Origin of the sequence: Cytobacillus sp. FSL W7-1323 (assembly GCF_038595015.1) — a bacterium.
Taxonomy (GTDB): domain Bacteria; phylum Bacillota; class Bacilli; order Bacillales; family Cytobacillaceae; genus Cytobacillus; species Cytobacillus kochii.
Window position 1 is genome coordinate 1,201,399 of sequence record NZ_CP151998.1, and the last position, 16,996, is coordinate 1,218,394.

At 35.5% G+C, this 16,996-nt stretch carries 13 protein-coding genes; 12 read left to right on the forward strand and 1 reads right to left on the reverse strand.

Annotation, left to right across the window (positions count from 1 at the left end):
* Positions 1-189 precede the first annotated feature (189 nt).
* The 3 genes from MKX67_RS06280 (at position 190) to MKX67_RS06290 (ending at position 3,955) form a co-directional block, all read left to right on the forward strand.
* Positions 190-1,500 (forward strand): uracil/xanthine transporter, encoded by a 1,311-nt coding sequence (locus MKX67_RS06280; RefSeq protein ID WP_233435289.1) that lies wholly within the window; start codon positions 190-192, stop codon positions 1,498-1,500.
* A gap of 108 nt (positions 1,501-1,608) precedes the next feature.
* Positions 1,609-2,253 carry a LytTR family DNA-binding domain-containing protein gene (locus MKX67_RS06285; protein WP_095370143.1) on the forward strand — a complete coding sequence of 215 codons (645 nt, stop codon included), beginning with the start codon at positions 1,609-1,611 and terminating at the stop codon, positions 2,251-2,253.
* Positions 2,254-2,443: 190 nt separating this feature from the next.
* The gene (locus MKX67_RS06290) at positions 2,444-3,955 is read left to right on the forward strand and encodes a succinate CoA transferase (protein ID WP_095370142.1); all 1,512 of its coding nucleotides are present in this window, start codon (positions 2,444-2,446) and stop codon (positions 3,953-3,955) included.
* 651 nt (positions 3,956-4,606) lie between these two features.
* Here the strand turns inward: MKX67_RS06290 and MKX67_RS06295 are convergent.
* A complete protein-coding gene (locus tag MKX67_RS06295; RefSeq protein ID WP_307317585.1) occupies positions 4,607-5,683 on the reverse strand; it encodes a DctP family TRAP transporter solute-binding subunit in 1,077 nt (358 codons plus the stop codon).
* Between the two features lie 73 nt (positions 5,684-5,756).
* On the opposite strand from MKX67_RS06295, the gene MKX67_RS06300 reads away from it, so the two are divergent.
* From MKX67_RS06300 to MKX67_RS06340, 9 genes are all read left to right on the forward strand, one after another.
* Complete coding sequence (locus MKX67_RS06300) at positions 5,757-7,343, forward strand: sensor histidine kinase (protein ID WP_157734002.1); 1,587 nt, start codon at positions 5,757-5,759, stop codon at positions 7,341-7,343.
* A 3-nt stretch (positions 7,344-7,346) separates the two neighbouring features.
* Positions 7,347-8,027 carry a response regulator gene (locus MKX67_RS06305; RefSeq protein ID WP_095370138.1) on the forward strand — a complete coding sequence of 227 codons (681 nt, stop codon included), beginning with the start codon at positions 7,347-7,349 and terminating at the stop codon, positions 8,025-8,027.
* A 214-nt stretch (positions 8,028-8,241) separates the two neighbouring features.
* Complete coding sequence (locus tag MKX67_RS06310; RefSeq protein WP_095370137.1) at positions 8,242-9,468, forward strand: cytochrome P450; 1,227 nt, start codon at positions 8,242-8,244, stop codon at positions 9,466-9,468.
* Between the two features lie 237 nt (positions 9,469-9,705).
* Positions 9,706-10,221 (forward strand): PadR family transcriptional regulator, encoded by a 516-nt coding sequence (locus MKX67_RS06315; protein ID WP_322910024.1) that lies wholly within the window; start codon positions 9,706-9,708, stop codon positions 10,219-10,221.
* Positions 10,222-10,527: 306 nt separating this feature from the next.
* Complete coding sequence (gene dctP, locus MKX67_RS06320) at positions 10,528-11,814, forward strand: C4-dicarboxylate transporter DctP (RefSeq protein ID WP_233435288.1); 1,287 nt, start codon at positions 10,528-10,530, stop codon at positions 11,812-11,814.
* 99 nt (positions 11,815-11,913) lie between these two features.
* On the forward strand, positions 11,914-13,092 hold the full coding sequence (locus MKX67_RS06325; protein ID WP_322910025.1) for a class I SAM-dependent rRNA methyltransferase: 1,179 nt from the start codon (positions 11,914-11,916) through the stop codon (positions 13,090-13,092).
* A 175-nt stretch (positions 13,093-13,267) separates the two neighbouring features.
* On the forward strand, positions 13,268-14,284 hold the full coding sequence (locus tag MKX67_RS06330) for a TAXI family TRAP transporter solute-binding subunit (protein ID WP_095370134.1): 1,017 nt from the start codon (positions 13,268-13,270) through the stop codon (positions 14,282-14,284).
* Positions 14,285-14,296: 12 nt separating this feature from the next.
* Positions 14,297-16,270, forward strand: coding sequence for a TRAP transporter permease (locus MKX67_RS06335; RefSeq protein WP_322910026.1), 1,974 nt, complete (start codon positions 14,297-14,299; stop codon positions 16,268-16,270).
* Positions 16,271-16,283: 13 nt separating this feature from the next.
* Positions 16,284-16,979: a FadR/GntR family transcriptional regulator gene (locus MKX67_RS06340; protein WP_095370132.1), complete on the forward strand. Its 696-nt coding sequence runs from the start codon at positions 16,284-16,286 to the stop codon at positions 16,977-16,979.
* Positions 16,980-16,996: the final 17 nt, after the last annotated feature.

Genomic DNA, 16,996 nt, shown 5'->3' on the forward strand with positions numbered 1-16,996 from the left:
TCTTCATATTTGGAGAGGGTTATTATTTGTATAGGCATATAGATTAGCTCCAATTTTTATCATTTTCATCGTATATGGGCTTCAAAATATTTCGTTTTTCATAATTCTTTTTTTAAAGGCTTCTTTCCTTTTGAAAATGAATTATACTAGTAGATGTGAAAATGAAAAACGTAGAAAGTGGTGTACAGATTGAAAAAGTTTATTTCATCAATGACAATGGTTTCTTCCGTACAATGGGTCTTTTTTATTTTTGCCAATACTGTTGTCATTCCGATTTCCATTGCCAATGTATTTGAGCTATCTAGTGAAACGATGGCAATGATGATTAGAGCATCACTCATACTTACAGGTATTACTTGTATACTACAAGGATGGAAAGGTCATCGTTTCCCGATTATGGAAGGGCATTCAGGCTTATTATGGGGAATTATCCTTAATCTTGGGCTTTCAGCACAAGCGCTTAATATTGGATTAGAACGTATTGGTGGTGGGATTGTTACTGGTATTGTTTTAGCTAGTCTAGTGACCATTTTGCTGATTGCTTGTGGTGGTTTTTCATTATTGCAAGCCATCTTTAGTCCGATGGTAATGACTGTATATTTGTTTTTGCTTACTTTTCAATTAATGTTTATCTTTTTTGAAGGTATGTTAAAGATGACCTCGACTGGCGTCATTGATATAGGTATAAGTCTTTATTCTGTAGTACTCGCGCTGATTGTCGCTACATTAAAAATGAAGGGTAATCAACTTATTAGCAATTTTTCTATCTTAATTGGCCTTTTAGGGGGCTGGCTTGGTTATGTCCTATTGTTTGGTAATGATGGGGCGGGTATGACAACATCGGCACCTTTCCAACTTTTTCCATTAGGGGCTCCTAATCTTGAAATGGGAATTGTCGTAGTCACTTTTGTTGCCGTATTATTAAACTTAAGTAATACATTTGCTTCTATTAACGCTGCAGAAAAACTTCTACAAAGGAGAGCAGCAAAAAAAGAGTTTAAAGGCTCAATGCTGATTACTTCAATTTCTACCATTATTGGATCTGGTTTCGGACTTGTTCCCTATACACCATTTACATCAACGATTGGTTTCTTGCAAAGTACGAGAATTTATGAAAGAAAGCCATTCTTTATCGGTGGTGCTTTACTTACGATCATTGGTATTGTTCCAATTTTAGGCTCATTTCTTTCAATGTTGCCTGTTACAGTTGGAAACGCAGTCTTGTTTGTTGCCTATATGCAATTATTTGGTACTGCATTCAGTAGTTTAAATGGAAAGACGTTTAATTCCAATACGATATTTAGGTTAGCAGCACCTGTATTAATTGGTATTAGTATTATGAATATTTCACCTGCTATCTTTTCGGAATTACCTGTACTCATTCAACCATTTTTAGCAAATGGGTTAATAATGGGTGTTATTATCTCAATTATATTAGAAAAAGGAGTGAACTGGCTTAAATACGAAGATCAACCTATTAAAAGAGGAAAAGCAAGTTGATGTTTCCTTCTTTGGTATAAGACATATTCTTGCACGTTTCTTAACTAGGCAAATGAAAATAAAACACGTAAGATAGAATAGTAGCGAATCAAAAAAGGGGATTTTGTGATGGAAGGAATTACACTGAGTTCATTGCTAGATGTAATTGGGGAGTTATTTTCAGATGAAGTGTCAATTGTAGTTTCAAATACAACAGAGTATATTTACTATCGTCCAAGTAAACGTGTTGACTTGAAAATTCGGCCAGGGGATATTGTAAAAGAAGGAAGTATTGCTGACAAAGCGCTTAAGGCTGAACAAAAGGTGTCAGAGTTTATTAATAGGGATGTATTTGGTGTACCTTATCACGGGATGGCTGTTCCATTTAAAAATAATGGAAAAATTGAAGGTTGTGTGACTGCTATTTTTCCAACATTGACAGAGGGGAAATCTGTCGTTACATTAAAGACAAGTGATGGTTGGGTACCTGTTCCATTTAATGAAGTATATTTCTTGGAAGCCAAAGATCGTAAAACACATGTTCATGCTATTTACTCTTCTGGTACGCATAAAAATACGCTACAGGAGTTTGAGTATATTTTACCAAAGGAAAACTTTATTCGCTGTCACAGGTCATTTTTGGTGAATGTTAATCAAATACAAGAGATATTTCCTGACTCTCATTCTACTTTTTTATTATTAATGAGAAATGGTGCAAAAGTGCCTGTTAGTCAATCCTATTCTAGTTATTTTCGTAAGTTGCTCGGCTTCTAAATCAAAGGCATAAATGGATGAATAACATTTAACTCAATATTTTCTGATTATCTGAAAAAATCTGCTGGCTTATCGGCAGATTTTGCTGTTTTATCAAAATTTTTCATTAATTATACTAAAAAAATAATCCCATTCTGATTTATTAGTAAAATAGTTATTAAGTATTCTTTACAGAAAGAGGGATGGGAATATGGATAATAAACTTGGGAGAGTTAAAATTCAGACACTTCAGAACAATATCATGACTGCAGAAGGGGCTGCAGAAATGATTAAAGATGGCATGACATTGGGGTTAAGTGGATTTACTCGTGCGGGAGATGTGAAAGCGGTTCCTGTCGCATTAGCAGAAAGAGCAAAAACAGAAGATTTTAAAGTCAATGTGTATACAGGCGCATCTCTTGGTTCGGATGTTGATAAGTTGTTTGCAGAAGCCGGTATTTTAAATAAGAGATTACCATTTCAAGCGGACTCAACAATGAGAAAAGGCATTAATAAAGGGGACTTCTTATTTGTTGATCAACATTTATCTCACACAGCAGAACTTATCCGTTCAGGGGTATTACATGTGGATGTAGCTATTTTGGAAGCGGTTTCGATTGAAGATGACGGAACAATTGTACCTACAACATCAGTTGGTAACTCACTGTCTTTTGCAGAACATGCCCATAGTGTAATTGTTGAAATTAATATGGCCCAATTACCATCACTAAAAGGGTTACATGATATTTATAGTCCAGATAAACAAGGTGAGCGTGGTCCAATTCCAATTACAAATGTAGCCGATCGTATTGGTGAGATAGGTATTAAAGTGAATCCGGAGAAAATTAAAGCGATTGTGTTTACTGAACAAGGCGATTCACCTTCAACTATTGTTCAGCCAGATGAGGAAACAGTTATTATGGCACAACATTTAACCAACTTTCTTCGCAATGAAATTGCAGCAGGGAGATTAGATGAAAAACTTGCCCCATTACAATCAGGCATTGGTTCGGTAGCAAATGCTGTATTACATGGCATGATTGACTCTGAATTCACAGACTTAGAGGTGTATTCAGAAGTACTTCAAGATGCAGTATTTGATTTAATTGATGCTGGGAAAGTAAAGTTTGCGTCAGGCTGTTCCATTACACTTTCAGAAGAAAAGATGCAAGAAGTGTTTGCACATTTCGATCAATATCGCGATAAGTTATTGTTAAGACCACAAGAGATCACTAATCATCCGGAATTAATTCGCCGCTTAGGATTAATCTCTATCAATACTGCATTAGAACTAGATATCTATGGCAATGTGAATTCTACTCATGTTCAAGGAACTAAGATGATGAATGGTATTGGCGGATCAGGGGATTTTGCAAGAAATGCAAGGTTAGCTATATTCGTGACAAAATCAATTGCTAAAGATGGAAAAGTTTCAAGTATTGTACCTTTTGCTTCACATATTGATCATACAGAACATGATGTTGACGTAATTGTCACAGAACAAGGCTACGCAGATTTAAGAGGATTGGCTCCTCGTGAACGAGTTGAGCTAATCATTGAAAATTGTGCGCATCCGTTATACAAGGATCAACTTAGAGATTATTATTATGAAGCATTATCAGCAGGTGGCCAAACCCCACATATTCTAGCGAAAGCTTTTTCTTGGCATTTAAACTATGTGGAAAATGGCACAATGTTAGCTTCAGAGAAAGTGGATGTTTAAGGAACAAATATAAATTATAAAATACGAGTTAGAAAAGTAACCTAAGTTAATACTCAGGTTACTTTTTGTCGTGTCTCACTATCGTCTTTGTCTATATATACTGGAAAGGAAAGAGACTGAGTCGGAAACGAGTCAAAAAAGGGAGCCCAGGCAAAAATTTGATTGAATTCAAACGGAAACGAGTCAAAAAAGCGAGCCCAGGCAAAAATTTGATTGGATTCAAGCAGAAACGAGTCAAAAAAGGGAGCCCGGGCAAAAATTTGATTGGATTCAAGCAGAAACGAGTCAAAAAAGCGAGCCCGAGTAAAAATTTGATTGGATACAAACGGTAACGAGTCAAAAAAGCGGGGCCGGGCAAAAATTTGATTGGATTCAAACGGAAACGAGTCAAAAAAGGGAGCCCGGGCAAAAATTTGGTTGGATTCAAGCGGAAACGAGTCAAAAAAGCGAGTCCGCGGCAAAAGTTTGATTGGATTCAAGCAGAAACGAGTCAAAAAAGGGAGCCCAGGCAAAAATTTGATTGGATTCAAGCCCGAAACGAGTCAAAAAAGCGAGCCCAGGCAAAAATTTGGTTGGATTCAAACGGAAACGAGTCAAAAAAAGGGAGCCCGGGCAAAAATTTGATTAAATATTCAAGGGTAATTGCCTCACTCAGTCCGTTTCATCAGTTGTTTCGTTTTCGTATTTATCTCTGAGCTTTAAAGCCTTGTCAATCAGTGTACTGCCAATTTCATTTTTAAATTGAGTGTAGACTGGGTCTAGGACCTTTTTCCAACTGTTTTTTTCTTCATTGGTAAGTTCGTGAATGTGGATTGAACTCACTTTTCTTATTTCTTCGAGTTGATTTTCATTCATCTGGGCAGCTTGTTTTCGATTCCATTGCGTGACTTCAGACATAGCCTCAGTTAAGATTCGTTTTGTTTCACTTGATTGCTTATTCCAAACATTCTCATTCATTAAGACGGCATAACCGAGATAGCCATGATTGCTTATTGTCATATACTTTTGTAAGTTATAAAACTTTTTCGAATAAATATTAGAGATAGTGTTCTCTTCGCCGTCTACTTTCCCACTATCTAACAAGTCGTATGTAGAATTAAAAGATTCTTTCACTGAATTTGCATTCAATTCAAGAAATTGTGATGAGAGGACATCACTTTGCATGATTCGGAATGTTTGTCCAGCTATATCTTGCGGATAAATAATTGGACCATCATTGGATGTGAATTGCTTAAATCCATTACTCCAATGAGCTAAACCGATGAGTCCATCCCCCTTTACACTAGATAATAGTGTTTGTCCGATAAACCCGTCTAACCCTTCGTTAATGGCTTCATAGGAAGGGAAAATAAACGGCAAATCGAGTAGCCCCCATGCAGGGTTTAACATGCCAAGTTTTGATGTGGAGGGAGCAATAATATCAACATTGCCTTCTTGAACCGCTCGTATTTCTTCTATATCAGAGTAGAGAGAGCCGTTAGAGAAGACAACAATTTTAATATTTCCGTCTGATTTTTCAGCAACAATCTCAGCAAATTTATCAGCGGCCATTCCCTTTGGCGTATTATTGGAGACAACATGACTAAAAGTTAAAACGATTTGATCATTGAGCCCTTCTTGTTCATCATCATAAGGAAGGTCTTCTGTGAGAATATATTGTTTAAAACTAAAAAAAAGTGCAAGCGTTATAATAATGGTTAATAGTATGATGCTATATTTACTTTTCATCACCTTCACCTCATACTAAATAGTATCATTATTTTCAGATTAAAGGTCAAGTGTAGGTGGCAATGAAAGGAAGATTTGTTTGAAGGAAATACCTATTCGTTGGAAAATAACGTTGCTATCATATGGGGTTGTTATCTTTTTACTGCTTATTTGCGGGCTTGTTGTTATCGCAAATATGCAACAACAAGAAGAATTGGACTTAAGAGGCGAATCAATGAGTACGGCTAGGACAGTAGCAGAGCTTGCAGATATAAAAGATGGACTTGAGGGAGATGAGGGCTGGAAGATTATTAACCCCATTGTTGAAGAAATAAGGGTCATTAATAATACGGATTATATTGTAGTAATGAATATGGATAGAGTCCGTTTCTCACACCCAGTTAGAAGTATGATAGGTCATGTGTCAACTGGTAGTGATGAAGATCCTGCATTTGCCGAACATATTTATTTTTCCAAAGCAAGGGGAGAAGATGGTACATATTTAAGAGCGTTTATTCCAGTATTAAAAGATGAACAACTAAACCAAATAGGTGTGGTAATGGTTGGTAATAAAATTCCAACATTCAAGGAAATCGTCTCTGGCTTTTCTAAAGAGATCCTATTTATTGTGTTCCTCACTTTAATTGTAGGGTTTATTGCCTCATATATATTAGCCAATCATATTAAGAAGCAAATGTTTGATTTAGAACCGTTCGAAATTAAACGAATGTTTGAAGAGAGAACAGCAACCTTTCATTCCATCAATGAAGGGGTAATTGCGATCGATTATCATGAGAAAATTACGATCTTTAATGAAAAAGCAAAAAAAATATTTAATGTGAATGGAGAAGTAACGGGATTATCGATTCGTTCCGTTTTAGAAGATACACGTTTACCAGAAATTGTTGAGAGAAATGAACCGGTTTATAATGAACAAATTATGGTGAGTGGAAAAAGCATCTTGAGCACGAGAATTCCTATTAATAAAGATGGCCAATTAATTGGCGCCGTTGCTATTTTCCAAGATAGAACGGAGGTAGCAAAATTAGCAGAGGAACTTACTGGTGTAAGGAGTTTTGTTGAGGCACTGCGTGTGCAAAATCATGAGCATATGAATAAATTGCATACAATTGCTGGGCTTATCCAATTAGGAAAGCCAGAAAAGGCATTTCAACTTGCATTTGCTGCTTCAGAAGAACAAGAAAGTATATCTTTATTTCTTCATGAAATAATTAAAGACGATGCGGTAGCTGGACTCCTAATTAGCAAAATCAGGAGAGGGAAGGAACTAGATATTATCGTGACAGTTGATACTAATAGTAATTTGGATCACTTTCCTCCTCATTTAGATCATCATGATTTTGTTCTATTATTAGGTAATTTGGTTGAGAATGCTTTCGGCTCCTTCGAACAACTCGATCAGGAAGAAAAAATGATAGATATAAGTATCGAACAAGATGACTACATTTGTTCCATCCTTGTAGAAGATAATGGGATAGGTATAGAAGAATCTAATTTAGAAAAAGTTTTTACAAAAGGATTCACGGAAGGAAAAGAAAATGGGACTGGTTACGGATTATATTTGGTCAAACAAATTGTGGATAAAGGAGAAGGGCAAATAACTGTCACTTCTAAGGTAAATGAAGGTACTTCTTTTTTAATTACCTTTGGGGAGGTTTAACTTATGAATGATATTCAAGTACTATTAATTGAAGATGATCCAATGGTACAAGAAGTTAATAAAGGTTTTATATCTAAGGTAAAAGGGTTTCATGTGAAAGCCATTGCTAATAACGGAGAAGAGGGCATTAGACTTGCTAAAGATTTCTCACCAGATTTAATATTGCTTGATGTGTTTATGCCGAAAAAAGATGGATTAAAAGTTATGTACGAATTAAGGAAACAAAAGCTTAATGCAGAAGTAATCGTAATCTCGGCAGCTAAAGATAAGGATACGATTAAAATGATGCTACAAAATGGAGCAATCGATTATATAATGAAGCCGTTTAAATTCGATAGGATGAAGCAGGCACTTGAGAAGTTTCGTCAGTATCGTGAAAGCTTAAAAAATGAAGGAACAATGTCGCAAGAGCAACTTGATCAATTACTTTATGCAGAACAAGTAACGAAAGTAGAGGTAGATTTACCTAAAGGGCTAAATGAATTTACATTGAAAGAAGTCATTAATTATCTAACCGTTCAACAACAACCGCAAGCAGCTGGAGAAGTGGCTAGCGGTATTGGGATTGCAAGGGTGACAGCTCGGAGATATCTTGATTATTTAGAGAAAAAAGGTGTAATAGTACTAGATATACAATATGGTGGGGTAGGGAGACCTGTGAATCGGTATATGATTAAAACGTAGTGCTGAAATATAGAATAATAATCACATAATCATGAACTAAAAAGAACTGTTGAGTAAAAGCTATTCAACAGTTCTTTTTAGTTCATTTGCCCCTATAGTAAAACTACTACTTTCCATGCATTGACGATGAAAGGGAGAAAATTTACGATAGATTATATACTTTAATTAAAGTATATAATCTATCTCCAAATGATCAAAGAGGAGGAAATGTTAGATGAAAGAGATTATCTCATTACAAGACATTAAACATTTTGATTCAAGATCAGAACAATTCCAACCGTTAGAATGGTACAAATCGATGCTTGAAAGTGGGTCTATTAGTTATAATGAGAATTCTGATACTTGGAATGCATTTAAGTATGATGCCGTAAAGACCGTTTTAAGCGACTATGAACATTTCTCCAGTGAAGGAGACCGTACAACGATTTCAGTAAAGTTTAGTGAAGATGATAAGCAAATGAATAGTAAAGTGAACTTCTTGAAAATGGATCCTCCACACAACAGAAAAGGAAGATCCCTATTAGCATCAGCATTTACTCCAAGAAGTTTAGAAAATTGGAAACCGCGGATTAATCAAATTGCTGAAAATTTAATTACACAAATAGAAAAGGGCAAGACGGAAGATATCGTAGCGGCATTAGCCAATCCTATGCCTGCAATGGTAATGTCAGACTTATTAGGGATTCCGAAGCCCGATGTAATTAAATTTAAGAAATGGGTCGATATATTATTTCTACCATATGATAAGAGCAAAAAGGATGTAATCGATAACCAAAAAAATCAAGCAATTAAAGAGTTCTTTACTTATTTACAACCAGTCATCATTGAAAAGCGACAGCAGTTACAAGATGACATCATTTCTGACCTCATTAGGGCGGAAGTAGATGGAGAAAGACTAACGGACTTTGAAATTATTGAAATGACAATGGCTATATTAGGTGCAGGGGTAGAAACAACGAGTCATATGATCTCAACAAGCTTTTATGCCCTTTTATATGATGACAACGAGTTATTTTCAGAATTAAAAGCCCACCCAGAATATATTGATCGAACGGTCGAAGAGATGTTACGATATCGTTTTCATATGAGTCGAAGAGATCGTACGGTGAAGAAGGATAACAATATTTTAGGGGTAGAGTTGAAAAAGGGAGATGTCGTTGTTGCCTGGATGAGTGCGGCTAATATGGATGAGGAAATGTTTGAAGAGCCATTTCAATTAAATATTCATAGAAAAAATAATAAGAAACATCTTACATTTGGAAATGGACCTCATTTTTGTTTAGGTGCACCATTAGCAAGACTTGAGTTGAAGCTCATTTTAGAAAACTTAGTTAAGCGTTTTTCCAAAATCGAACCTATCGAATCATTTGAACTAGAGCCCAACTTAACTGATTCTGCGACGGGTCAAACGTTAACCTCATTGCCTCTTAAACTTTCTTGAAATAAATAGAGTGAAGATTCAAGGTGAAATTAAAAGAATGAACAATGAATAGTTTCTCGGAAAATGCGAACAAATTCTAATGAATAGGTTCGTATTTTTATTTTTAAGTATACAGATTTTACCGATTAATTAACGAACATGCTCTTATTAATTGAAACTATAATGAAAGAATCAGATGCGTTTATCTCCCAGTATAAGTTAAAATAGCTATATACGTTTTTGGAGGTGAACGGGTGAATGATTAGAATATATATCTTAGGTATGTTAGCACATTCAGTAGACTATCCTTATAATATCCGCAAAAAACTAATGAATGCACAGCCTTTCATAAAGATTAGTGAAGGAAAGTTTTATTATGATTTTGAAGCATTACATAAAAAGAATTGGATAGAGCCTGTACAAAAGTTACAAGAAGGAAGTCGCCCAGAAAAAACACTTTATCGGATAACCAATGAGGGACGTGGCCATCTGGTAGAAGAACTCTATCTTTGTTTTCAAAAATATACGGAAGTGGCAGATTTGTATATTGCCATTCATTTCTTAAATTATATTAATAAAGAAGAAGCCGCTTCTATTTTGAAACAAACCATTCAAAAGGAAAAAGAAAAGTGGGATACATTAAAAACGAAAAAAGAAGAAAAGGAAAAATATAACAAAGTCTCTGACTCAAGCCAATTAATTGCTTCTCATGCATTTGATAAAGCGGAATTTAATATTAAATGGTTAGAGAGAGTACTAGAATTCATAAAATAAATTACTAGACGAAAGAGAGCTTAAATAAATTGTGGCTCTCTTTTGTCTAATCTATCCCTAATTTGACCTTAAATTTCACTTAGATGCTTATGGTAAGAGTAATCGGGGACTCTCCTCCTTTACTGGTTAAAATTATGTAACTTGGCAGTAGTCCATATATGCCAATCATTTTTACTGTCTCAACTAATAAGACCAAAATGAACAAAATGTTCACTATGACCATAAACTTCTTTTCATTTTCTGAAAACGCTATCATTCTAATTACAAAGAATAGTCAGATAGATAGTGTGACAGGAGATGATTAATGTGGGATTTTTAAGAATCTTTAAGAACTTAACCGTTCAAGTGTTAACAGCGATCGCACTTGGTGTGTTAGTTGGTTTAATTTGGCCAGATATAGGTAAAGAATTACAGCCGTTAGGAACTACTTTCATTAATGCAGTGAAGATGGTTATTGCCCCAATTATTTTCTTAACAATTGTTTTAGGAATCGCAAAAATGGGAGATATGAAAAAAGTTGGTAAGGTTGGTGGGAAAGCTTTTATCTATTTTGAAGTTGTTACCACGCTTGCTCTCGTTATTGGATTATTAGTCGTTAATATTGTAAAACCAGGTGACGGGTTAAATTTTAATGAGCTTGAACAAGGTGACGTATCTCAATATACAACCAATGCTGAAGAAGGCATTGATTGGATCGAATTCGTTACACATATCGTACCATCAAATATGGTGAATGCTTTTGCGGAGGGAGATATCCTTCAAGTTTTATTCTTCTCCATTCTATTTGGTGTTGCTCTTGCTTCTTTAGGTAAACGGGGAGAAGTTATTACTGATTTTCTTGACCGGTTATCCCATGTGTTCTTTAAGATTATCGGTTATGTCATGAAAGCTGCGCCAATTGGTGCGTTTGGTGCAATGGCATATACGATTGGACATTTCGGCTTAGGTTCTTTAGCACCGCTCGCTAAGTTGATGATGAGTGTGTATATTACAATGTTCTTATTCATCTTTATCGTTTTAAACATCATTTGTAAATATTATGGATTTAGCCTATTTAAATATTTACGTTTTATTAAAGATGAGTTACTTATCGTATTAGGAACGAGTTCTTCTGAATCTGTATTACCAAGAATGATGGATAAAATGGAAAGATTCGGTGCGTCAAAATCAGTTGTTGGTCTTGTCATTCCGACGGGTTATTCCTTTAACCTTGATGGGACTTCTATTTATCTTTCAATGGCGACGGTATTCTTAGCTCAAGTATTTGGAGTAGATTTATCTATTGGTCAGCAAATAACGATTATCTTAATTCTTATGCTTACATCTAAAGGAGCTGCTGGGGTTACAGGAAGTGGATTTATCGTGTTGGCTTCGACATTAGCAGCTATTCAAGTTATTCCGTTAGAAGGTTTAGCACTCTTACTCGGTGTTGATCGCTTTATGAGTGAAGGTCGTGCCATTACGAATATGATTGGTAACGGAATCGCGACAATCGCCGTGGCGAAAAGTGAGAATGAATTTGATGAAGAAAAATATCAACATGCAATTTCGAATATGAAAGAAATATCTCAAGAAGTGAATAAAGCAAGTTAAACGGTAAAGCCCTCTCAAGATAAACCTGAGAGGGCTTTGTCTGTAAGATGCTATTTGTGGTACGATAAATAAATCATTGATTGGTAAGGTGGAGCGTATATGAAGTTAACAGTAAAACCGTCATACATAAAGAAGTATAGGGAAGGTTTTCCATTAATAAATGAACAATCTGTTGAACGAATTCCTCAAATGGAAGAAGGGACGATTGTTGAGCTAGTGAATGAAAAGGGACAGTTTCTCTGTAAAGGTTACTATGGAATTCAAAATAAAGGTAGAGGCTGGGTATTAACGAAAAACCAGCATGAGCGAATAGACCAAGCCTTTTTTATGGAAAAGCTGAAGGCAGCAGTAAATCATAGACAAAAACTTTTTAACGACCCAGAAACGACTGCTTTTAGAATTTTTAATGGAGAAGGCGATGGCGTTGGAGGCGTTACAATAGATTACTATGATACGTATTATTGCATTAGTTGGTATAGTGAAGGTATCTATCAATTCAAACAAGAGATTATTAGGGCATTAGAGCAATGTATGCCGGTGAAGGCCATTTATGAAAAGAAAAGATTTAATCATAAAGGGTTGTATGTAGAAGATGATGATTTTGTTTGTGGTGAAAAGCCGACATTTCCTATTATCGTTAAGGAAAACGGGATAAATTATCCAATCTATCTTAATGATGGCGCTATGGTTGGGGTTTTCCTAGATCAAAGAGAAGTAAGGAAAAAAATAAGAGATCAATATGCCGATGGTAAAACAATCTTGAATACATTCTCATATACAGGAGCTTTTTCGGCAGCAGCTGCATTGGGCGGTGCAGTGAAAACAACGAGTGTCGATTTGGCTAATCGAAGTAAAGCGAAGACAATCGAAATGTTTAGTGTAAATGGTATTGATTATGAAGAACAGGATATCATTGTTGAAGATGTATTCAAATACTTTAAATATGCGGTGAGAAAAAATTTATCATTCGATCTTGTCATTTTAGATCCACCTAGTTTTGCACGATCAAAAAAACATACTTTTAGTGTTGCAAAAGATTATGTTGCTTTATTAGAAGAAGCTATCTCGATTACTAATCAAGGAGGGATCATTGTTGCTTCATCTAATGCAAGTAATGTGCCGATGAAAAAGTTTAAAACATTTGTCTCAAAAGCATTTGCAACAAGTAATGGAAAGTATAAGATTCTTGAAGAATATTCATTACCTATTGATTTTAAAACGATTCCGTCTTTTCCCGAAGGAGACTATCTTAAAGTTTTATTTATAAAGAAAGATTAATAAAAAGCTACAGGGTACAGCACTACAGTATCCTGTAGCTTTTTTTACAAATAATTGTTAATTGTTTTTGTAGAATAAATTTTTAGAATAATTGTTGTTTTTTTAATTTTTTCTTGTATACTTGTAATACAAGATTGAAATTAAAACGTTTTCATTTGGTGAAAGGGGGAGAATTATGAAAGGTAAAAAAATAAAAATTACAATCTCAATCGCTGCTATTATTTTTCTTACCATTTTTGGTATTAAGACGGCTGCTGATAATGAAGATAAAACCTTTTTATCCGTAGCGACAGCTTCAACAGGTGGTACTTATTATCCGATTGGAGTAGGTATGGCCAATATATGGAGTTATGAATTAAAGAATAAGAAAATTCAAGCAAGTGGACAATCTTCTGCTGGTTCGATTGAAAATATCGAGCTTTTAAGAGAGGGAGAAGCTCATTTAGCTATTCTTCAAGGGTTAATATCTTCTCAAGCTTATGCTGGAGATGATGGTTTTGCAGGTAAACCTTATAAAGACTTACGTACTGTGGCTATGTTATGGCCCAATGTAGAACATTTTGTGTTAATGGATAATGCTATTGAAACCGGTAACATTTCAGACATTGATGGCACTCGTTTTTCCGTTGGACCCCAAGCAAGCGGAACAGAACAATCAACTGTAGTAATGATGCAAGGGTTAGAATTAACTAAAGCTAATATATCACCAGAGTATCTCGGTTATAACGATACTGTTTCTGCAATGAGAGATGGTAGATTAGACGGTGGATCATTACCAGCCGGCATCCCAATCTCAGCAATTACAGATATGTTTGCTAGTAATGTCAAAGCTAGTATTCTTGAAGTAACAGATGAGCAGTTAGAAAAAATTAACGCTGTTTCAAACTCTTGGTACCCTTATACGATTCCTGGAGGAACTTATCCTCGTGTAGAGGAGGATATCCAAACCATTGCACAGCCTAACCTTTTATCTACAACAAAAGATATTGACGAAGAGACAATTTATACGTTAACAAAAACGCTTTATGAGAATCTAGACAAAATGTATGAAGTGCATAATTCTGCAAAAGAAATTACTTTAGAGACAGCACTTGATGGAGTGACTGTACCTTTACATGCAGGTGCTTACAAATACTTTAAAGAAGTTGGTTTAGAGATTCCTGAGGAATTAATTCCGCCAGAGGCAAAATAAGGAGGTTAGAAAATGTCGAATGTAAAAGGGGATGCCGTAACAGCAAATCAACAAGGCTTAGATAAAGAGGCTGGCGGAGGTATGCGTGTATTGCATGGTTCGTATGCCAAGGTTGTAGCGATATTAGCTATTTTATTATCTATATTTTCCATTTATTCAAATGGACTTTCTAATATTCAGGAGATTTATAGAAACTTAATATTTCTAGGTTTTATTCTCGTTTTAACATTTTTATTATATCCCGCAAGATCTTCATCAAAAAGTGGGCGTTTTACATTAGCTGATTATTTGTTTGTTGCATTAGCAATCTTGGGTGTAGGTTATTTAATTATTAATTATACAACCATTCATGTTGATCGTGGCTCACAGCCAATTTTAATTGATTATATTTTCGGTGCTATTACTATTATCGTATTGTTTGAAGCAGCAAGAAGAGCTGTAGGTCTATTTATCCCAATCCTTTGTGGTATTTCTGTTATCTATGCCTTATTTGGCACAATTTTTCCGTGGATATTTGGCCATGCGGGGTTCTCTTTAGAACGTTTGCTTTACCGTTTATATATGACCACTGAAGGCATCTTGGGTCTTACATTATCAACTGCATCAACCTTTATCGTTATGTTTATTTTATTCGGTGCCTTTTTATCTGCAAGTGGTGCGACACAACTATTTAACGATTTAGCATTAGCTATTGCAGGTAGAAAAAGAGGTGGGCCTGCACAGGTAGCTGTTATATCTAGTGCTTTAACAGGGTCATTAAGTGGGAGTGCTGTAGCAAATGTTGCCACAACAGGAGCTTTTACGATCCCGTTAATGAAATCAATTGGTTTAAAACCAAAATTTGCTGGCGCAGTTGAAGCAGCAGCATCTACTGGTGGAATGATTATGCCACCAATCATGGGTGCAGCAGCTTTTATCATGGCTGGATTCTTAGGTGTTTCCTATACTACTGTTATTCTCGCAGCCATTATCCCAAGTTTTCTATATTATATCGCTCTCATCTTTGCGATTGATATAGAAGCGAAGAAACAAGGGTTAAAAGGGATTAGTAAGGAGAATATACCAAATGTTTTACAAGTGTTAAAGGAAAGAGGCGTACTGATTGTTCCTATTATAGTGGTTATAGGAACATTATTGATTGGTAAAACAGCATTATTTGCAGGTTTTGCAGGTATCGGTTCCGTTATTGTTGCCAGTTGGTTAACGAAAGATAAGTCTAATAGAATCACAATTAAGAAAATGATTGAAGCATTTATCGATGGAGGGAAAGGGACAATACAAGTAGGTATCGCTTGTGCCGCAATCGGTATTATTATTTGTGTTGTTACCATGACAGGTATAGGTTCAACACTAGCTTTTAATATTGTTGATTTAACCGGTGGACAGCTTTGGTTAATACTTATTGTCGTTATGCTAACTTGTATTGTGCTAAGTATGGGATTACCTTCTACCGCACTATACATTGTTGTTGCTGTAACTGCTGCACCTGCATTAGTAGAGGCTGGCGTACAACCAATTGCAGCTCACTTCTTTGTATTCTGGTTCGGTGCTCTTTCAAATATTACGCCACCAGTAGCGCTTGCATCTTATACGGCAGCAGGAATTGCTGGAGCAAATGCAATGAAAACGTCATGGGAAGCTTTAAGACTTTCATTAGCAGGATTTATTATTCCGTTTATGATTGCATACAATCCAATACTATTACTCCAATCACCTGATGGCGGTAGTGTGGAAATTCTTTCTGTTATACTAGTATTAATTACTAGTACTCTAGGAGTCTATGCGCTAGCTGTTTCTATGGGGAATTACTTGAATACTTACTTACATGTAATTGAAAGAATTTTATTATTTTTCGGTGCATTGATGCTCATTAAACCAGGTATTATCACTGATGTTTCTGGTCTGGCTGTATGTGCACTTGTATTCAGTATTCATTTAATTCGTACAAGAAAGGAGACAAGTAAGGGTGTAGAGGTGAATATGTAAAGGAGATTAATAAATGAAAATTGAACGGAAGAAGATATCGGCACAAGTATTAGAGCAATTAAATGAAAAAATTAAAAGCAAAGAGTTTCCGCCCAATCAACCATTACCTTCTGAGAATGAATTGGCGAAATTATTTGGCGTAAGCCGCGCTCCTGTTAGGGAGGCACTCAGTGTCTTATCAGCAAGTGGGATCATTGAATCAAGACAAGGTGGCCGAAGTTATGTTAAAGAATTACATCTTGTCGATATGATGGACCGCTTAACATTGCAATATATTTCCTTAGAAGAGGTTTTTGAATTATTGGAATTAAGGATGATAATGGAAACAGAGGCCGCTGCTCTAGCTGCTAATCGTCGTGATTCTTCCGACTTAGAGAAAATAAAGAAAGCGCTAAAAGGGCTAGAGGAGACACTTACTAACCCTGATGAAGTGGGTCTTCAAGCTGATTTAGATTTTCATAAATATATGATTGAAGCAACAAAGAATAGCTTTATGGTAGGGGTCATGGATAATATCGGTGACCTTTACCGTAAGGCTGTCGCTTTTTCATTAAAGAAGAACTTAGGATTACAAAGAAAAAGGGAAAGCGTTTATCTTGAGCATGAAGCTATATATAAAGCGATTGAAAGTCAAGATGAAGAAAATGCAAGAAAGGCAATGAAGAATCATCTACAAAATGTACGAAAGAAATTAAGGGAAGAAAAGTAAAGGAAGAAGGTGCCATC